Raw genomic sequence first — 17867 nt, forward strand, 5'->3', positions numbered from 1 at the left:
CGCACGCATTTTCGTTGCGCAGCTCGCGCATCGTCACACAGAGTGACGTTATGAACTTTCACGGCACAGACGTGCGACAGAAGGCCATCAGCCGACTCCGCGCAGGAGCAAGGAACGCGGACGTAGCCCGAGCGCTAGGCGTCCCTCTCGGCACCGTCAGCTACTGGCGGCACATGGACCGCGCCAAGCGCGGAGAGTGTCCGGGCGCCCATAACCCGAAATGCCCACGGTGCGACGGACGCGACCTCGACGCAGCCGCGTACGCCTACCTCCTCGCCCTCTACCTCGGCGACGGCCACATCATCCAGTACTCGGCGCACCGCGCACCGAGTCTCATGATCACGTGCAGCGACGGCTGGCCGGGCCTCATGGACGACTGCGAAGCCGCTATGCGCGCGGTCTTCCCCGACAACTCCGTCTGCCGGGTCCGCAGGACCGGCTGCCACAACGTGAAGGTCTACTCGAAGCACTTATGGTGCATGTTCCCGCAGCACGGTGAGGGCAAGAAGCACGAGCGGCCGATCACCCTCGAACCCTGGCAGCAGCAGATCGTGGACGCACACCCGTGGGAGTTCATCCGCGGGCTGATCCACTCCGACGGCTGTCGGATCACCAACTGGACGACCAGGATGGTCGGCGGGGAGCGCAAGCGCTACGAATACCCGCGGTACTTCTTCACCAACAAGTCCGACGACATCCGCAGGCTCTGCTCGGACACCCTCACGAAGGTCGGCGTCGAGTGGACGACTCTCGCCCGCGGCAGCGACCCGTTCAACATTTCCGTGGCCCGCAAGGCCTCCGTAGCCCTCATGGACCAACACATCGGGCCGAAGTACTGACAGGGACGGCAGTCAGTTCCTTCGGCCCAGCGGGTTCAAGTGCGGTGCGGGTGGGGCTACTTCGGGGTGTCGTCCTCGCCGATGTGGTGGACGCGGACGAGGTTGGTGGAGCCGGGGACGCCGGGCGGGGAGCCGGCGGTGATGATGACGACGTCGCCCTTCTGGCAGCGGCCGATCTTCAGCAGCTGCTCGTCGACCTGGGCCACCATCTCGTCGGTGGAGTTGACGGTCGGGCCGAGGAACGTCTCCACGCCCCAGCTGACGTTGAGCTGGGAGCGGGTGGCCGGGTCGGGGGTGAAGGCCAGGAGCGGGATCGGCGAGCGGTAGCGGGAGAGGCGGCGGACGGTGTCGCCGGACTGGGTGAAGGCGACGAGGAACTTGGCGCCGAGGAAGTCGCCCATGTCGGCGGCGGCGCGGGCGACGGCGCCGCCCTGGGTGCGGGGCTTGTTGGCCTCGGTGAGTGGCGGGAGGCCCTTGGCGAGGAGGTCTTCCTCGGCGGCTTCGACGATGCGGCTCATCGTCTTGACCGTTTCGGTGGGGTACTTACCGACGCTGGTTTCGCCGGAGAGCATGACGGCGTCGGTGCCGTCGATGACGGCGTTGGCGACGTCGGAGGCTTCGGCGCGGGTGGGGCGGGAGTTGTCGATCATCGAGTCGAGCATCTGGGTGGCGACGATGACCGGCTTGGCGTTGCGCTTGGCGAGTTTGATGGCGCGCTTTTGGACGATCGGCACGGTTTCGAGGGGCATCTCGACGCCGAGGTCTCCGCGGGCGACCATGATGCCGTCGAAGGCGGCGACGATGTCGTCGATGTTGTCGACGGCCTGGGGCTTTTCGACCTTGGCGATGACGGGGAGGAAGCGTTCTTCTTGGCGCATGATGCGGTGGACGTCTTCGATGTCGCGGCCGCTGCGGACGAAGGAGAGGGCGATGATGTCGGCGCCGTAGCGCAGGGCCCAGCGGAGGTCGTCCTGGTCCTTTTCGGACAGGGCGGGGACGGATACGGCGACGCCGGGGAGGTTGAGGCCCTTGTGGTCGGAGACCATGCCGCCTTCGATGACCTTGGTGTGGACGCGGGGGCCGGTGACTCCCGTGACCTCCAGGGTCACCTTGCCGTCGTCGACGAGGATGCGTTCGCCGGTGGTGACGTCGGCGGCGAGGCCGGGGTAGGTGGTGCCGCAGATGTGGCGGTCGCCTTCGGTGGACGGTTCGACGGTGATGGTGAACTCGTCGTCGCGTTCGAGAAGTACGGGGCCTTCCCGGAATCGGCCCAGGCGAATCTTCGGACCTTGAAGGTCGGCGAGGATGCCGACACTGCGGCGGGTTTCTTCGGACGCTTTGCGGACCCGGTCGAATCGCGCCTCGTGGTCGGCGTAGGTGCCGTGGCTGAGGTTGAAGCGGGCGATGTCCATTCCGGCCTCGACGAGGGCTTTGATCTGCTCGTACGAGTCGGTGGCGGGTCCCAGTGTGCAGACGATCTTTGCTCGGCGCATGTTTCGACTCTATGACTTACCGGGCGGTAGGGAACTGTGAAGAAGTGACTGCTCAACGAGCGCTGAGTGAAAGGCTGTTGACAAGTATTGGAATGCGCGCGGCGGCGCTCCGATGAGCGGATTTCCGCCCTAGCGGGGGTGCGTCTCACAGTGTGGTCAGAGCGCGGGGCGGGTCATCGTAAAGCGCGCATTGACATTGGCGTAGACGGTTTGGCGTTGGGGTTCGAGGTCGAGGGCGGGGGCGGATTCCTGGACGGGGGCGCCGCCGTAGCCGGCGAAGGAGCGCATGGCCGGGGCGGCGGGGGCGGCGCTCTCGGCACCGAGGTCGGCGAGTTCGACGATGGCGTCGAGGCGGGCGCCGAGGGCTTCGGCGTATTCGCGGGCGCGCTGGACGGCTTCGCGTACGGCTTGGGTGCGGGCGTCGCGGTGGGCGGGTGAGTCGTGGCGCAGGGCCCACCAGGGGCCGTCGACGCGGGTGAGGTCGAGGTCGGCGAGGCGGGTGGTGAGTTCGCCGAGGGTGGTGAAGTCGTTGAGGGTGGCGGTGTGGGTGACGCGTCCGTGGTAGGCGCGGATGCGTTCGTGGCGGCCCTTCTCGGTGAGTTGGGGGGTGAGGCTGAAGGCGCCGGTTTCCAGCCTTTCGATGGCGTCGCCGTAGCTCTTGATGAGGGTGAGGGCCTGTTCGTTGCGGCGGGTGAGGTCGGCGAGGGCGGCGGTGCGGTCCGTGCCGCGGGCACTGACGGTGACGGTGATGCGGGCGATCTCGGGGTCGACTTCGAGGCGGGCTTCGCCGCGTACGGCGAGGCGGGGGGTGTCGGGAGTTCCGTAGGGCAGGGCGGTGGGGGTGGCGGGGGTGGTGTCGATGGGGGTGTCTTCGATGGGGGCATCGTGTGTGGGGTCGGTCATGGGGGCTCCTTGGGGTGCGGGTGGGCGAAGGGTTGCATATCGCGGAGGGGTGGGGTGGGAGTTTGGGCCGGTGGGGGTACGGCGGGCGTGGGTGTGCTGGGGCGACGACCTCCCCACAAAGCCATGCGCATGACAATCGGCACTTCTGAGGGGCGGCGGCGGTGCCGGGAGGCACCCGCCGCCGTGGGTCAGTGGCGTGGGACGAGGGTGGATCCCTGGCGGGGGACGGTGCCGGCCCGGCCCGTGGTGGGCTGGGGAAGGCCGAAGGTGGTGAAGGCGGTGCGGGTGGGGAGGGGGTAGGGGGTGGCCTGGGTGAGGGAGTTGAGGATGGTGGCGCTGCGCCAGGCGGCGAGGCCGAGGTCGGGGGTGCCGACGCCGTGCGTGTGGGTTTCGGCGTTCTGGACGTAGAGGGAGCCGGTGACGCCGGGGTCGAGGACCAGGCGGTGGTCGGCGTCGATGCGGGGGCGCTCGCCGGCGTCGCGGCGCAGGTAGGGGTCGAGGGCGGCGAGGAGGGTGTCCAGGCGGCGTTCGCGGTAGCCGGTGGCGAGGACGACGGCGTCGGTGGTGAGGCGCGAGCGGGTGCCTTGCTGGGTGTGGTCGAGGTGGAGTTCGACTTTGGTGGTGCCGACGCGGCCGGCGGTGCGTACGGAGACGCCGGGGGTGAGGGTGGCGTCGGGCCATCCGCCGTCGAGGGTGCGGCGGTAGAGCTCGTCGTGGATGGCGGCGAGGGTGTCGTGGTCGATGCCCTTGTGGAGCTGCCATTGGCGGGGGACGAGGTCGTCGCGGACGCGTTCGGGGAGGGCGTGGAAGTAGCGGGTGTAGTCGGGGGTGAAGTGTTCGAGGCCGAGTTTGCTGTACTCCATCGGGGCGAAGGCGGGGGTGCGGGCGAGCCAGTGGATGCCTTCGCGGCCGGTGGGGCGGGCGCGGAGCTGGTCGAGGAAGATTTCGGCGCCCGACTGTCCGGCGCCGATGACGGTGATGTGGTCGGCGGCGAGCAGTTGCTCGCGGTGGTCGAGGTAGTCGGCGGAGTGGAAGACGGGGACGGCGGGGGCGTCGGCGAGCGGGCGGAGCGGAACGGGGACGTGGGGGGTGGTGCCGATGCCCAGGACGAGGTTGCGGGCGTAGGTGCGGCCGAGGGCTTCGGCTTCGCCTTCGGTGCCGAGTTGGGTGAAGTCGACTTCGAAGGCCTCGTGTTCGGGGTTCCAGCGCACGGCGTCGATCTGGTGGCCGAAGTGGAGGCTGGGGAGGTTCTCGCTGACCCAGCGGCAGTAGGCGTCGTACTCGGCGCGGTGGATGTGGAAGCGCTCGGCGAAGTAGAAGGGGAAGAGGCGTTCGCGGGTCTTGAGGTAGTTGAGGAAGCTCCAGGGGCTGGCGGGATCGGCGAGGGTGACGAGGTCGGCGAGGAAGGGGACTTGGAGGGTGGCGCCGTCGATGAGCAGGCCGGGGTGCCAGCGGAATGCGGGGCGCTGGTCGTAGAAGGCGGTGCGCAGTTGGGTGAGGGGGTGGGCGAGGGCGGCGAGCGAGAGGTTGAAGGGGCCGATGCCGATGCCGGCGAGGTCGAGGGGTTCGTCGGGGCTCGCGGTGTGGGTGGTGACGGGGGTTTCGGGAGCGGTGCTCATCGGGGGATGTGGCCTTCCACGAGTTTGAGGAGGGTGGTGAGGTCTCCGGTTTGGGTGTGGGGGTTGAGGAGGGTGGCTTTGAGCCAGAGGCCGGTGGGGGTGGTGGCTCGGCCCAGGACGGCTTGTCCGTCGGTGAGGAGGGTGCGGCGGATGGTGGCGAGGGTGGTGTCGTCGGCGTTGGTGGGGCGGAAGAGGACGGTGCTGAGGGTGGGGCGGGAGTGGAGTTCGTAGTGGGGGTGGGCCTCGATGAGGTCGGCGAGGGCCTGGGCGGCGGCGAGGGTGCGGTCGACGAGTTCGCCGAGGCCGTGTCGGCCGAGGGCTTTGAGGGTGACGGCGATTTTGAGGATGTCGGGGCGGCGGGTGGTGCGCAGTGAGCGGCTGAGGAGGTCGGGGAGGCCGGCTTCGGTGTCGTCGTCGGCGTTGAGGTAGTCGGCCTGGTGGGTGAGCGGGGCGAGGGTGGTGGGGTCGGGGACGGCCAGGAGGCCGGCCGCGACGGGTTGCCAGCCGAGTTTGTGCAGGTCGAGGGCGACGGTGTGGGCGCGGGTGAGGCCTTCGAGGGCGGTGTGGTGGGTGTCGCTGAAGAGGAGGGGGCCGCCGTAGGCGGCGTCGATGTGGAAGCGGGCGCCGTGGTGTTCGGCGAGGTCGCCGAGGGCGGGGAGGGGGTCGATGGCACCGGAGTCGGTGGTGCCTGCGGTGGCGGTGAGGAGGACGGGGCCGGTGTGTCCGGTGAGGTTGGCCAGGCAGGTGTGCACGGTGTCGGGGGCGAGGGTGCCGTCGGGGGTGGGGAGGGTGAGGGGTTGTGGGAGGCCGAGGAGCCAGGCGGAGCGGTGGATGGAGTGGTGGGCGTTGGCGCCGCAGACGATCTGGAGGGGGGCGTTGCCGGCGGCGGACTCCCGGGCGAGGAGGAGGCCGAGCTGGTTGGATTCGGTGCCGCCGGTGGTGACCAGGGCGTCGGGGGCGGTGGCCTGGGGGTAGACGAGCCGGGCGAGGGCGCGGCTGGTGAGGGCTTCGAGCGCGGAGGCGGCGGGGGCCTGGTCCCAGGAGTCCATCGAGGGGTTGAGGGCGCCGGCGGCGAGGTCCGCCGCGGTGGCGAGGGCCAGTGGCGGGCAGTGCAGATGGGCGGCGCAGTGGGGGTCGGCGGGGTCGGCGGCGCCGGCGGCGAGGGTGTGGACGAGGGTGCGCAGGGCGGCGTGCGGTCCCGTGCCGTGCTCGGGCAGCAGGGGGTGGCAGGCGTCGTGTACGGCGCGGGCGACGGCGTCGGGGCCGCCGGCCGGGAGGGGGCCGGCGCGGTCCTCGGCGCCGGTGGTGAGGGCGTCGAGGACGGTGTCGAGGAGGGGGCGCAGTGCGCGGGGGCCGTTGGTGCCGCCTGCGAGGGCGGTGCCGGCAGGGGGCACGGACATGGATGCGCTCTTCCGTGAGGGGCGTTCGGGCTGCGCCGCGAAGGCCGTCCGTTCGGACAGTCGTTAGGCGGCCCTAAGTTACTGCCCCGATACGCTGCGCATCCAGCGCTTGCGGTCATACCACCCGAAAGTGGTACGGGTGTACCGCAGTGTTCGGGTGCCGCCGGCTGTCGGTCCGGCGGCACCCGCTGTGCGAGGGGGTGGGGGCTATGCGCCGCTGCCTGCCCCGGCGGCCCGTACCGCCAATGCCCGCCGCAGGTCGTCGAGTTGGTCGATGAGCTTGCGGCGGAGGGCGGGGGTGGGATCGCCGTCGGCGAGGCAGGTCTCGCCGAGGCGGAGGGTGTCCTCCTCGACGACGACGGCGGGGAAGGCGTCACGGCCGGCGGCGGCCGCGAGGGCGGGGCCGCGGGCGGCTGCGAGGGCGGGGACGTCGGTGAAGTAGCGGGCGACGTAGGGGCGGAGCAGGTCGTGGTGCTCGGGTGCCCAGAAGCCGGTGGCGGTGGCGGTGAAGAGGTAGTTGGACAGGAGTGGTTTCCCGCCGGTCTCGTCGGTGGTGAACAGGGCGTCCCAGGCGGCCTGTTTGGCGGCGGGGTCGGGGAGGGCGGCGTGGCAGCGGGCGGCGCCCTCGCGGCCGGTGGCGCTGGGGTCGCGGGTGAGTTCGGCGTCGATGAGCGCGGGGGTGGTGGCGCCGAGGGTGGCGAGCCGGCCGAGGATGCGCCAGCGCAGTTCGGGGTCGAGGTGCGGGCCGCCGGGGACGCTGCCGTCGTCGAGCCAGTCCTGTATGCCTTCGGGGGTGGTGGCGCTGGAGATCAGGGCGCGGACGGCGACCAGCCGCAGCCCGGTGGCGGCGCCGTTCTCGGGGCCTTCGGTGCGGCGGAGTATGTCGCGGCTGAGGGCGGTGAGGGTGGTCAGGGCGGTGTGGCGCTCCTGGGCGGTCAGGTAGCGGTCGGCGATCTGGGTGCGGGCGAAGGCCAGGACGCCCTGGACGATGGCGAGGTCGGTCTCGTGCGGGAGGTGGGCGCGGGCGGCGTCGAGGTAGGCGGTGGGCGGCAGTTCGCCGTCGCGGACCATGTCGCGGGCGGCGTTCCACACGACGGCGCGGGTCAGCGGGTCGGGCAGGCCGGACAGGGCGGCGAGCGCGGTGTCCCAGGAGCGGGGGTCGAGGCGGACCTTGGCGTAGGTGAGGTCCTGGTCGTTGAGCAGGAGCAGGGCGGGGCGGCCGCCGGTGGCGGTGTGGTCGCCGGCGTGTGGCAGGTCCCAGGAGAGCGGGGCGCGCGGCAGGAGGCGGCCGGGGGTGTGCGGGTCGTGGTCGTAGAGGCCGACGGTGAGGTGGTGGGGGCGGGTGCCGTCGGCGCTTCCGGTCTGGTGGACGGCCAGGCTCCAGTGGCCGTCGGCGCCTTCGCGGACTTCGGGGGTGAGGATGTCGACTCCGGTCGTGCGCAGCCAGCGCGCGGCCCAGGCGTGGACGTCGCGGTCGGTGGCGCGGGCGAGGGAGTCGATGAAGTCGGCGAGGGTGGCGTTGCCGAAGCGGTGCCGGGCGAAGTGGTCGTTGATGCCGGTGAGGAAGTCCTTGTTGCCCATCCAGGCGACGAGCTGGCGCAGGGCGGAGGCGCCCTTGGCGTAGGAGATGCCGTCGAAGTTGAGGAGGGCGGAGGCGGTGTCGGGGACGTCCTCGGGGGTGGGGGCCACGGGGTGGGTGGAGGGGCGCTGGTCGGCGTCGTAGCCCCAGCCCTTGCGGGCGACGGCGAAGTCGGTCCAGGTGTCGGTGAAGCGGGTCGCTTCGGCCAGGACCTGGTAGCCCATGTACTCGGCGAAGGACTCGTTGAGCCAGATGTCGTCCCACCACTGGAGGGTGACCAGGTCGCCGAACCACATGTGGGCCATCTCGTGGGAGATGACCATGCCGCGGGTCTGGCGCTCGGTGTCGGTGACGGCGGAGCGGAAGACGAACTCGTCGCGGAAGGTGACCAGGCCCGGGTTCTCCATGGCGCCGGCGTTGAATTCGGGGACGAAGGCCTGGTCGTAGGAGTCGAAGGGGTAGGGCTCCTCGAAGATCTCGTGGTAGCGGTCGAAGCAGCGGCGGGTGAGGTCGAGGAGTTCCTCGGCGTCGGCGTCCAGGTGGGGCGCGAGGGAGCGGCGGCAGTGGATGCCGAAGGGCAGTCCGGCGTGTTCGGTGCGTACGGAGTGCCAGGGGCCGGCGGCGACGGCGACGAGGTAGGTGGAGATCAGCGGGGTGGGGGCGGCCTTCCAGCGGCCCTGGCCGAGGTGTTCGGTGATGCCGTTGGCGAGGACGCTCCAGCCTTCGGGGGCGGTGACGGTCAGCTCGAAGACGGCTTTGAGGTCCGGCTGGTCGAAGGCGGCGAAGACGCGCTGGACGTCGTCCATGAACAGCTGGGTGTAGACGTAGGCTTCGCCGTCGGCGGGGTCGGTGAAGCGGTGCATGCCCTCGCCGGTGCGGGAGTAGCGCATGGTGGCGTCCAGGCGCAGTTCGTGGTCCCCGGGGGCCAGGCCGGGGAGCGGGAGGCGGTTGTCCTCGAGCGTCCTGGGGTCGAGCGGGTGGCCGTCGAGGGTGGCGGAGCGCAGCTCGGCGGGCTTGAGCTCGACGAAGGTGTCGCCGGCCGCTCGCGCGGTGAAGTGGATCACCGTACGGGAGCCGAACCGCTCCTCACCGTGGGTGAGGTCGAGTTCGACGGCGTAGCGGTGGACGTCGATGAGTCGGGCTCGGGTCTGCGCCTCGTCGCGCTGCAGTGCGGGCATGGGGACATGCTGCCGTACGGCCGGTGGGCGGTGCACGGGGGTTTGGCGGGCTCTGGGCGGGGCTGAAGTGGTCGCGTCGCGCTCGCCGGGGGGATCGCTTCTCCCGCCGCGGGGGCTTGCGGCGTGTGCGCCGCGGGGGCTCGCGCCGTGCCCGCCGCGGGGGTTCGCGGGGTGCGTCGGTGCCGCGGGGCCGGAGGGGCCGCACGGGGTCCGTCCTCGGCGCGGGCGTCTCTGGTACGTAGATCGGGCACCCCGGCGTTCGCTCCGGTCCTGCGGGCGGACCCCCGTACGTCCCCTCCGGCCTGCGTGTGTCCCGTCTGCGGCCCGGTGGCACCGTCCGAAACCACCCGCACGTAGCCGCAGCCATCCCTTCGGCGGTCGTGGTGACCGTCATCGGTACGGTGGGTCGGACGCCCACGTGGACGGGCGGAGGGGATGCCCCGTGCCCCGCCCGCAGGACCGGAGCGGACGCCGGGGCGACTTCCGCACGTACCAGAGGCGCCCGCGCCGAGGACGGGGTACGGGGTGTCCCCTCCGGCCCCCGCACGACGGAGCGAGCGCGCACCGGGCCGACGGTCACCCCGGGCTCAGCGCACCAGCGGCGGATCGTCGGGGTCGGGGATCTGTGTGGACCAGCCGCCGGGGACGGAGCGGACCTGGCGGTCGCGGAAGCGGACCGGGGCGGTGCCGACGCGGCGGGTGAACAGGCGGCTGAAGTAGGCGGGGTCGTCGTAGCCGATCCGGCGGGCCACCGCGGCGATGGGGAGGTCGGTGCCGATGAGGAGCTCCTTGGCCCGGCCGAGCCGGATGCCGAGGAGGTAGTCCTTGGGGCTGCAGCCGGCGCCGCGCCGTACGGCGGTGCGCAGTTCGGCGGGGGTCATGCCGTGCCGGGCGGCGTGCTCGGCGACGGTGAGCGGCAGGAAGGCGTCCCGGGCCAGGGCGGCCAGGACGGGGTCGCCGTCGGCGTCGGTGTCGGCGCGGGCGCGGCGCAGGGCGACCAGGAGTTCGTGGACGGCGGCGGCGGTCTCCACCTCCAGCAGGGGGTTGCCGCGGCGCGCCGCGCGGGCGATGCGGCCGACCGCGGTGCGGGCCGGGCCGGTGTCGGCGAGCGGTACGAGGGGCCGGTCCGGCTCGATGTAGCCGAGTTCGGTGTAGGTCGCGGCGGCCGGTCCGGTGAAGTCGACGAAGCTCTCGTCCCAGCCGGTTTCGGCGTCGGCCCCGTAGTGGTGCGGTACGCCGGGGATGAGCCACAGCAGGGCGGGGGCGGTGACCGGCCGGCGGTGGCCGTCGGGGGCGGTGTACCAGCCGCGGCCGGCGCTGATGACGAGGGCGACGTGGTGGTCGAGGGTACGCGGGCCGACCGTGGGCAGGGTGCCGTGCTGCAGGCCGACGCCCAGGCACACCAGGCCGAGCCGGTGGTGGGCCGGGCTCGGGGTGAAGTACCGCATCCAGGTGTGGTACATGCCCGGACCTCCCGTCGTCTGGCACCTCTGCCGTGGTGGCGGAGTCCGTCGCCGCGCCGCCGCCGTGCCCTCGCGGCGGGGCCGTCGTGCCGCTCCGTCGAACCGTCCAACGAGGGCCGATCTTTGTCCATGGACCGCCGCGCCGCCAGGGGGTGAGGCTGACCGGAGACGCGGCAGGACGACACAGGGGCGGGTGACGTGGCGCAATTCGCGGTGGGTGAGCGGGACTTCACGCTGGACGGACGGCCGGTGCGGCTGCTGTCCGGGGCGTTGCACTACTTCCGGGTGCACGAGGGGCAGTGGGGCCATCGGCTGGCGATGCTGAGGGCGATGGGCCTGAACTGCGTGGAGACGTATGTGCCGTGGAACCTGCACGAGCCGCGGCCCGGTGAGTTCGCCGACCCCGAGGCGCTGGGCCGGTTCCTGGACGCGGCGCGGGCGGCGGGGCTGTGGGCGATCGTCCGCCCGGGGCCGTATATCTGCGCGGAGTGGGAGAACGGCGGGCTGCCGCACTGGCTGACCGGGCCGCTGGGCCGGCGGGTGCGGACGCGGGACGCGGAGTTTCTGCGGGCCGTGGACGCCTGGTTCGCACGGCTGCTGCCGCAGGTCGTGGCGCGGCAGTGCACGGCGGCTCCGGGGGACGGCGGTCCGGGCGGTGGTCCGGTGGTCATGGTGCAGGTGGAGAACGAGTACGGCTCCTACGGCAGCGACGCCCGCTATCTGGCGCACCTCGTGGAGCGGCTGCGTGCGCTGGGGGTGCGGGTGCCGCTGTTCACCTCGGACGGGCCCGAGGAGCACATGCTCAGCGGCGGGTCGGTGCCCGGTGTGCTCGCCACCGTCAACTTCGGTTCGGGGGCGCGGGAGGCGTTCGCGGCGCTGCGGCGCCGTCAGCCGGACGGGCCGCTGATGTGCATGGAGTTCTGGTGCGGGTGGTTCGCGCACTGGGGGCGGGCGGAGGTCCCGCGCTCCCCCGAGGACGCGGCGGCGGCGCTGCGCGAGGTGCTGGAGTGCGGCGCCTCGGTCAACATCTACATGGCGCACGGCGGTACCAGCTTCGGCGGGTGGGCGGGGGCCAACCGCGCGGGTGAGCTGCACGACGGGGAGCTGCGGGCGACCGTCACGTCGTACGACTACGGGGCGCCGGTCGATGAACGGGGGCGTCCGACGGAGAAGTTCTGGCGCTTTCGGGAGGTGCTCGCCCAGTGGGCGGACGGGCCGCTGCCCGAGGTGCCCAAGTCGCCGCCGGGGCTGGCGGCTGCGGCGGCGGTGGTGGTGGAGCAGTGGGCGCCGGCCGGGGAGGTGATGGCGGCGCTGGGCGACGACGAGGTCGACGGGGCGGTCCCGGCGACGTTCGAGGAGCTGGGTGTGGACCGGGGGCTGGTCCGCTACCGGGTGGCGGTACCGGGGCCGCGGGGCCGCTGTCCGCTGCGGGTGAGCGGGCTGCGGGACCGGGCGGTGGTGTACGTCGACGGGGAGCGCCGGGCGGTGGTGGACACCGAGGACGCCGTGGTCGGGGAGGTGGCGGGGCCGGCGTCGGTGGAGCTGTGGGTGGCGTCGCTGGGGCGGGTCAATTACGGGCCGCGGCTGGCCGAGTCGAAGGGGATCGTGGGCGGGGTGCTGCACGAGCGGCAGTATCTGCACGGCGTACGGTCGCGGGGGCTGCGGCTGGACGCGCTGGAGGAGGCCGGGGCGACGGCGAGGGTCCCGTTCCGGGGCGTGGCGGGGGCCGGCGGGGCCCCTGGGCTGTACCGGGGGACGGTGACGGTGGCCGGGCGGGCCGGGGACGCCGATCTGGTGCTGCCGGGCTGGAGCCACGGGGTCGCCTGGATCAACGGGTTCTGCCTGGGCCGCTACCGTTCCGTGGGGCCGCAGCGCGCCCTGTTCGTGCCGGGCCCGGTGCTGCGCGAGGGCCGCAACGAGCTGCTGCTGTGGGAGTGGGAGGGCGCCCCGGCCCTCGTGGGGGAAGGGGCGGGGGCGCCCGGTCTGGGGCCCTGCGCGGCGCAGGGCTGAGGGGGTCGTGGGGGCGCACCGACCCGCCCCCACGACCGGCTGCGCTACACCTCGCGCACCTCGAACGTGTCGAGGACGAACTCCGCCGTCCCGTCGTCACCGGTCTTGCGCAGTCCGACCCAGGCCTCGCCGCGGTCGGGGGCGGTGAACTCGTAGGTGTGGGTGGTGGGTCGGGTGGCGACGGGCAGGGGGCTGCGGGTCAGTTCGCGGGGTGCGGGCTCGTCGACGGCGGTGATCCAGGCGTACTGGCCGGCGGTCTGGTTCTCGTAGCGGAAGGTGACGCGGTAGCGGCGGCCGGCGGTGAAGCGGACGGTGTGCGGGACGGTCCGGTAGACCAGGCCGGTGTTCTCGCCGCGCGACTTGAGCGACTGGCTGCCGTCGATGACGTCGTCGACCGCCTTGCCGTTCCAGCCGCGCTGGGTGAACGGGGCGTGTCGCTGGGCGATATGGGTGCGGGGGTCGGTGCTGCCGCCCGCGTCGCCCTTGACGAAGACTCCCCAGCCCTGGGGGACGTGCTCGAAGTCCTCGTGGACCAGGGTGCCTTTCTTGGCGGTGGGTTCGGCGGGGACGACGCGGACGTTGTCGAACCGGACCCGGGCCCGGCCCGCCGCGGCGGTGAGGGCGAGGGTGACCGGGCCGCCGCCCTCGGGGACGGTGAAGCGGGTGAAGAGGCGCTGGAAGCGGGTGCCGGACTTGCGGTCGGCCGCCACGTAGTTGCCGGCGGTGGAGGTGTCGGTCCAGTTGGTGGCGGTGACGCCGTCGGCGGTGCGGACCTCCAGGGCGGCCCGCCGCCGCTCGCCCGGCTTCGCGCCGACCTCGATCTGCACGGACGCGGCGTAGGTGCCGGGGGCGAGCCGGGTGAGTTTCTGGGCGACGGTGGCGGCGCCGCCCGCGTCGACGACCAGCTCGTAGTCGCCCAGGTCGCTGCGTCGTACGGAGGCCGGGCCGGTGGTCTGCCAGGCGTCGAGGGTGCCGGAGTGGAAGCCGGGGTCGGTCAGCGCGGTGCCCTCGCCCCAGCCGGGGCCGCCCTGGTCGGGGGCCCGGTCGCGGTAGAGGACGTAGGCGACGCCGGGCTGCGCGGTGAGGGTGATCCGGCCGCCGGTGACGGGGATCGGGGTCTCCTGGGTGCGGCCCTGGTCGGTGAGCCGGTAGGCGTACACGGTGGCGGCCGACGACCAGCCGCGGGGCAGGGTCCAACTGGTGCTGCCGCCGCGGGGGTTGTAGTGGTAGAGCTTGCCGGGGTCGGTGGCGCGGCGGGGTTCCCAGGGCAGCAGGTAGGTGCCGCCGTCGTAGACCGGGCGGCCGTCGGTGGTGATCGTGCGGGTGCCTCCGGCGTCGCTGACCGAGGTCCGGGTGGGGCCCTCGAAGGTGATCTCGTGTGCTTCCCAGGTCTTGATGGGGTACGCCTGGAGGTACTTGGCGGGCAGTGCCTCGGTCCAGATGATCGTGTGGAAGGCGTGCCAGTCGGTCTTGCCGACCCAGCCCTCGAAGTTGCCCATCCGGCCGTTGCCCAGCAGCGTGGGCCACTTGTCGGCGAAGACGTCCTTGTGGTGGTTGCGCAGGAAGCGGATCAGCTGGGAGTTGATGCCGCGGGAGGTGTCGGGGCCGTAGTCGGTCTCGGTGGCCCAGTGCGACCACAGGGCGGAGCGTTCCAGGCCGTGGCCCCATTCGGTGGTGACGTGCCAGCCCTGGTCGCGCAGATGGCGCTGGAGGCGGTCGGAGTTCCAGCCGGATTCGCGGAAGACGTCGATGTAGAGGGTGTTGAGGGCCGGATCGGTCTCCTGGCGCAGTTGTGCGAAGCGTCGGGCGATGTCGCCGGAGACCAGGTCGCGGCGGGCGTCGATGCGGTAGGACTGGTCGAGCCAGTCCCACTGCTTGTCGTCCTTGTCGACCAGCGTCTCGGAGAAGGCGTGCGCGACGGGGTAGGACTCGGTGGCGTTGACGTGCACCGCGAAGTCGCTGTTCCACTTCTTGCCGGCGCGGACCAGGGCGTTGAGGCCGGCGAGGCCACCGGCCCGCTCGTTGTAGTTGCCGCCGTAGTCGGGGTGCGCGGAGTCGTGGCCTTCGGACTGGTAGCCCTTGAGGAGGGTGAACTGCCGCAGTCCGTCGGTGGCCAGCGCGATCCGTTTGACGTTGTCGAGGGTGGCGAGGAACGGGTTGGTGGCCTGGCTGGCGAAGTTGAACGGGATGTGTGCGACGACCCGTAGGTGCTGTTCGTCGGCGCCCAGCGGCATGACCATGATGTCGCGCAGCGCGATGGCGGCGTCCTGCCAGTCGGTGCGGCCGTCGCCGTTGCGGTCGCGGGTGACGATGACGGTGGCCTGCGGCAGCGGGTCGGTGGCGGCCAGCGGCGCTTCGGCCGCCCGGTGGGTCCACTGGCCGGGGACCAGTTGTGCCTTGACGAAGCCGTCGCCCTTGAGGGTCTGCCGCGTCAGCCGGCCGTTCTCCCAGGTGGTGGCGCCGGTGGGGGTGTCGTGGACGGTGTTGGTCTCGACGGCGGCGGCCAGCTGGTCGGTGGCGACGACGGCGTAGGCGCATCCGGTGGGTGCGGCCTCGGCGGGGGTGGTGTCGGAGACCTTGATCAGGGTGTCGCCGCTCTTGGCCTTGTCCAGGGCGATGCGGGCGGCCAGCAGGGCGGCTCCGGGCTGGTCGCTGCGGACGCTGAGCAGGGCGAGGCCGGGGATCTCCAGGGTGCCGACGCGCAGCGCGGGGGTGTCGGTGATCTCGGTGACGCGCCAGGTGGTCCGCCACCCCTGGACGGCGATCTCGACGGTGATCTCGGTGCCGCCGTCGAAGGTGAGGGTGTAGGTGGCGCGGTCGGCGCGGGCCCGGTGGGTGACGTGGGGGGTGCGGGCGGTGCCGTCGACGAGGACCTGGGTGACCGCGGTCTCCTGGCCGTGCAGCACGGCGCCGGTGCCGCGGTCGGTGTAGGAGACGATGCGCGGGAAGGCGGTGTCGACCCGGACCTCCAGCGCGTCGGACCGCAGCACCCGCTCCCCCGGGCGCGGTGCGGCCGCGGCGGGGGACGCGCCGAGCGGCAGTGCACCGGCGACCGAGGCGAGCGCGGTGGCGGCGACGAGCTTTCTGCGGCTGGGCCCGCGCGGGGCACCTGTCTGTGGGTTCACGCGCGCTGTCCTCCCCTTCGGGCGTGCACTGGCTGTCGGCGGACAGCGTGCTGCCGGGGCGGGGGGTGCGCCTATGGACAAAGGAGGGGCAGGTGTTGGACAGATGTCGCCGGCGGGGTCAGGCGGGCCGGTCGCCGTCCAGGGGCAGTGCGGCGATCAGCTCCCAGCCGCCCTCCGCGGCGGGGCCCGCGGCGAGCCGGCCGCCCATCGCCTCGGCCCGTTCGGTCAGTCCGGCCAGCCCGAAGCCTCCGCCGCGGGCCTGTTCGCAGAGCCGGGCCGGGGCGCCGCCGTCGTTGGCGACGCGCAGTTCCACGCCGCCGGCGACGGGCCGCAGCCCGATCCGTACCGCCGTGGCGTCCGCCGCGTGCTTGCGGACGTTGGTCAGTGCCTCGCGCACGATGCGGTAGACCGCCGCGGCCACGTCGGCGGGCAGCGCGTCGGCGGCGCGCCGGTCCACGCGGAGCACGACCGGCGGGCCGGTGCGGGCGAAGGCGTCGGTCAGCGCGCGGACCTCGGCGAACCCGGCGACGGGCTGGGTCTGCGCGCCGGGCTCGCGCAGCACCCGCACCAGCCGGCGCATCGCGCCCAGCGCCTCGCCGCCGGAGGTCTCGATCCGTTCGAAGGTGGCGCTCGCCCGCGCCCCGTCGAGGGCGGTGAAGCGGGCGGCGCGGGCCTGGACGACGATGCCGGTGACGTGGTGGGCGACCAGGTCGTGCAGCTCCCGGGCCAGTTCCAGGCGCTCGGCGGCCCGTACGGCCGCCAGGTCGCGCAGCCGCTGGGCGTCCTGCAGGCGCAGGATCATCGAGTAGGCGGCGACGACCACGGTGAGCACGCCGTAGACGACGGTGAAGACGCCCAGCCGGATGTCGCGCATCGGGGCGAGGACGCAGGACAGTCCGAGCATCGGGCCGAGGAGGGCGGCGGTGCGGCCGGGGGCGCGGTGGACCACGGCGGTCAGCAGGACCAGCAGCGCGATCCCCTCCCCCAGGCCCCACACCTTCAGGGCGTGCTGCCCGGCGATCAGCACCGCCGAGGCGGTCAGCGAGACGGCGGCCGCCGTCCAGGCCCGTACGGTCGCCGGGATGCGGGCGAACGGCACCGCGCACAGGCAGACGACGACGGCGGTGGCCACGACGATGGCGTGCGGGCGGGTGGGCTGGCGGGCCAGCACCAAGGTCTCCACACCCACCAGGAACAGCAGTACCGCCGCCAGGGCGGCCTTGGCGGCGACGGCGCGCCCGGGGTGGCTGCGGGCCCACCCCGACATCGGGCTCATCTGCTTCTCCCGCGGTGCTCGCTCATGTGCTCCCCGCGGCCAGCCCGCTCTCCCAGGCCCACGCGGCGATCTCCACGCGGTTGCGGGCGGCCAGCTTGGTCTGCACATGCGCCAGGTGGGATTTGACCGTGGACAGCGAGACATACAGCCGGTCGGCGATCTCGGCGTTGGTCCGGCCGCGCGCCAGTTCCCGTACGACGTCCACTTCGCGCCCGGTGAGCGGTTCGGCGGGGGTGCGGGCCGGCGCGCCGCGGCCGGTGGCGGGGGCCAGCTCGCGCAGCAGTCGGACGGTGATCGCGGGCGAGACCAGGGAGTCGCCGACGGCGGCGGCCCGTACGGCCTCCACGAGCAGGGCGGGGCTGGCGTCCTTGAGCAGGAAGCCGGACGCACCGCCGTGCAGCGCGGTGTGCACGTAGGCGTCCAGGTCGAAGGTGGTGACGATGACGATCCGGGGCCGCCCGCCGTACTCGGGGTGGGCGGCGGCGCGCTCGGTCAGCCGGCGGGTGACCTCCAGGCCGTCGGTCCCGGGCATCCGGATGTCCAGCAGCAGCACGTCGGGGCGCAGCCGGTCGACGGCTTCGAGGGCGGCCTCGCCGTCGACGACGTCGTCGAGGACCTCGATGTCGTCCCGGCTCTCCAGGATCATCCGGAACCCGGTGCGGACCATCTCCTGGTCGTCCGCGACGACCACGCTGATCGGCATCGCTCGCCTTCTCCTTCCCTCCTCGGTGGCCTAGGGGGTGACCGCCCCCGACCCATCGGACGGTCCCTGGCCCAGGGCGGTGCGGGCGGGGGCGTCGGCGGTCGACTCCGACTCGACGGGGCCGTCGTGGTGGCAGCCCAGCAGGACGTAGGCCAGGGCCGCGGCGCAGGCGGCGAGGAGCAGGACGGCGGCGACCGTCACGCGGTGGTCGCGGTCGCGCGCCGGGGGCCGGGTGCGGGGCTCGGTGGACATGCCGTCCACGCTAGGGAGGGGCACGCG

The 17867-nt window shown here is 72.9% G+C and carries 12 protein-coding genes; 2 read left to right on the forward strand and 10 right to left on the reverse strand.

The window, feature by feature from the left end; genetic code table 11:
* Window positions 1-50: 50 nt before the first annotated feature.
* Window positions 51-839, forward strand: coding sequence for a helix-turn-helix domain-containing protein (locus AC0680_RS26120; protein WP_478633077.1), 789 nt, complete (start codon window positions 51-53; stop codon window positions 837-839).
* Between the two features lie 56 nt (window positions 840-895).
* Here the strand turns inward: AC0680_RS26120 and pyk are convergent, their stop codons facing one another.
* The 6 genes from pyk to AC0680_RS26150 all read right to left on the reverse strand — a co-directional run bounded on the left by pyk (window position 896) and on the right by AC0680_RS26150 (window position 10474).
* Window positions 896-2332 (reverse strand): pyruvate kinase, encoded by a 1437-nt coding sequence (gene pyk, locus AC0680_RS26125; protein ID WP_478633079.1) that lies wholly within the window; start codon window positions 2330-2332, stop codon window positions 896-898.
* Between the two features lie 156 nt (window positions 2333-2488).
* A complete protein-coding gene (locus AC0680_RS26130) occupies window positions 2489-3235 on the reverse strand; it encodes an SIMPL domain-containing protein (RefSeq protein WP_478633082.1) in 747 nt (248 codons plus the stop codon).
* A 188-nt stretch (window positions 3236-3423) separates the two neighbouring features.
* Window positions 3424-4854: a lysine N(6)-hydroxylase/L-ornithine N(5)-oxygenase family protein gene (locus AC0680_RS26135; RefSeq protein WP_478633084.1), complete on the reverse strand. Its 1431-nt coding sequence runs from the start codon at window positions 4852-4854 to the stop codon at window positions 3424-3426.
* Window positions 4851-6254: a pyridoxal phosphate-dependent decarboxylase family protein gene (locus tag AC0680_RS26140; RefSeq protein WP_478633086.1), complete on the reverse strand. Its 1404-nt coding sequence runs from the start codon at window positions 6252-6254 to the stop codon at window positions 4851-4853. Before AC0680_RS26140 ends, AC0680_RS26135 begins: the two co-directional genes overlap by 4 nt.
* A gap of 207 nt (window positions 6255-6461) precedes the next feature.
* Window positions 6462-9011: an aminopeptidase N gene (gene pepN / locus AC0680_RS26145; protein ID WP_478633088.1), complete on the reverse strand. Its 2550-nt coding sequence runs from the start codon at window positions 9009-9011 to the stop codon at window positions 6462-6464.
* Between the two features lie 587 nt (window positions 9012-9598).
* Entirely contained in the window at window positions 9599-10474 is an 876-nt protein-coding gene (locus AC0680_RS26150; RefSeq protein ID WP_478633090.1) for a helix-turn-helix domain-containing protein, read from the reverse strand.
* A gap of 198 nt (window positions 10475-10672) precedes the next feature.
* Between AC0680_RS26150 and AC0680_RS26155 the strand changes: the two genes are divergently transcribed.
* Window positions 10673-12484: a glycoside hydrolase family 35 protein gene (locus tag AC0680_RS26155; RefSeq protein WP_478633092.1), complete on the forward strand. Its 1812-nt coding sequence runs from the start codon at window positions 10673-10675 to the stop codon at window positions 12482-12484.
* A 44-nt stretch (window positions 12485-12528) separates the two neighbouring features.
* On the opposite strand, the gene AC0680_RS26160 is transcribed toward AC0680_RS26155, so the two are convergent.
* The 4 genes from AC0680_RS26160 to AC0680_RS26175 all read right to left on the reverse strand — a co-directional run bounded on the left by AC0680_RS26160 (window position 12529) and on the right by AC0680_RS26175 (window position 17840).
* Window positions 12529-15609: an endo-alpha-N-acetylgalactosaminidase family protein gene (locus AC0680_RS26160; RefSeq protein WP_478633095.1), complete on the reverse strand. Its 3081-nt coding sequence runs from the start codon at window positions 15607-15609 to the stop codon at window positions 12529-12531.
* A 118-nt stretch (window positions 15610-15727) separates the two neighbouring features.
* Window positions 15728-16876 (reverse strand): sensor histidine kinase, encoded by a 1149-nt coding sequence (locus AC0680_RS26165; protein ID WP_478633194.1) that lies wholly within the window; start codon window positions 16874-16876, stop codon window positions 15728-15730.
* 31 nt (window positions 16877-16907) lie between these two features.
* Window positions 16908-17588, reverse strand: coding sequence for a response regulator (locus tag AC0680_RS26170; protein WP_478633097.1), 681 nt, complete (start codon window positions 17586-17588; stop codon window positions 16908-16910).
* Between the two features lie 30 nt (window positions 17589-17618).
* Window positions 17619-17840, reverse strand: a complete 222-nt coding sequence (locus AC0680_RS26175; protein ID WP_478633098.1) for a hypothetical protein — start codon at window positions 17838-17840, stop codon at window positions 17619-17621.
* Window positions 17841-17867 lie beyond the last annotated feature (27 nt).

This window comes from Streptomyces sp. NPDC043738, from assembly GCF_056436545.1.

What these genes read in the sequence shown, in the direction of transcription:
- AC0680_RS26150 (WP_478633090.1), bottom strand. Translation starts at nt 10,474, where the DNA reads ATGTACCACACCTGGATGCGGTACTTCACCCCGAGCCCGGCCCACCAC.
- pepN (WP_478633088.1), bottom strand. Translation starts at nt 9,011, where the DNA reads ATGCCCGCACTGCAGCGCGACGAGGCGCAGACCCGAGCCCGACTCATC.
- AC0680_RS26130 (WP_478633082.1), bottom strand. Translation starts at nt 3,235, where the DNA reads ATGACCGACCCCACACACGATGCCCCCATCGAAGACACCCCCATCGAC.
- AC0680_RS26165 (WP_478633194.1), bottom strand. Translation starts at nt 16,876, where the DNA reads ATGTCGGGGTGGGCCCGCAGCCACCCCGGGCGCGCCGTCGCCGCCAAG.
- pyk (WP_478633079.1), bottom strand. Translation starts at nt 2,332, where the DNA reads ATGCGCCGAGCAAAGATCGTCTGCACACTGGGACCCGCCACCGACTCG.
- AC0680_RS26140 (WP_478633086.1), bottom strand. Translation starts at nt 6,254, where the DNA reads ATGTCCGTGCCCCCTGCCGGCACCGCCCTCGCAGGCGGCACCAACGGC.
- AC0680_RS26170 (WP_478633097.1), bottom strand. Translation starts at nt 17,588, where the DNA reads ATGCCGATCAGCGTGGTCGTCGCGGACGACCAGGAGATGGTCCGCACC.
- AC0680_RS26175 (WP_478633098.1), bottom strand. Translation starts at nt 17,840, where the DNA reads ATGTCCACCGAGCCCCGCACCCGGCCCCCGGCGCGCGACCGCGACCAC.
- AC0680_RS26120 (WP_478633077.1), top strand. Translation starts at nt 51, where the DNA reads ATGAACTTTCACGGCACAGACGTGCGACAGAAGGCCATCAGCCGACTC.
- AC0680_RS26135 (WP_478633084.1), bottom strand. Translation starts at nt 4,854, where the DNA reads ATGAGCACCGCTCCCGAAACCCCCGTCACCACCCACACCGCGAGCCCC.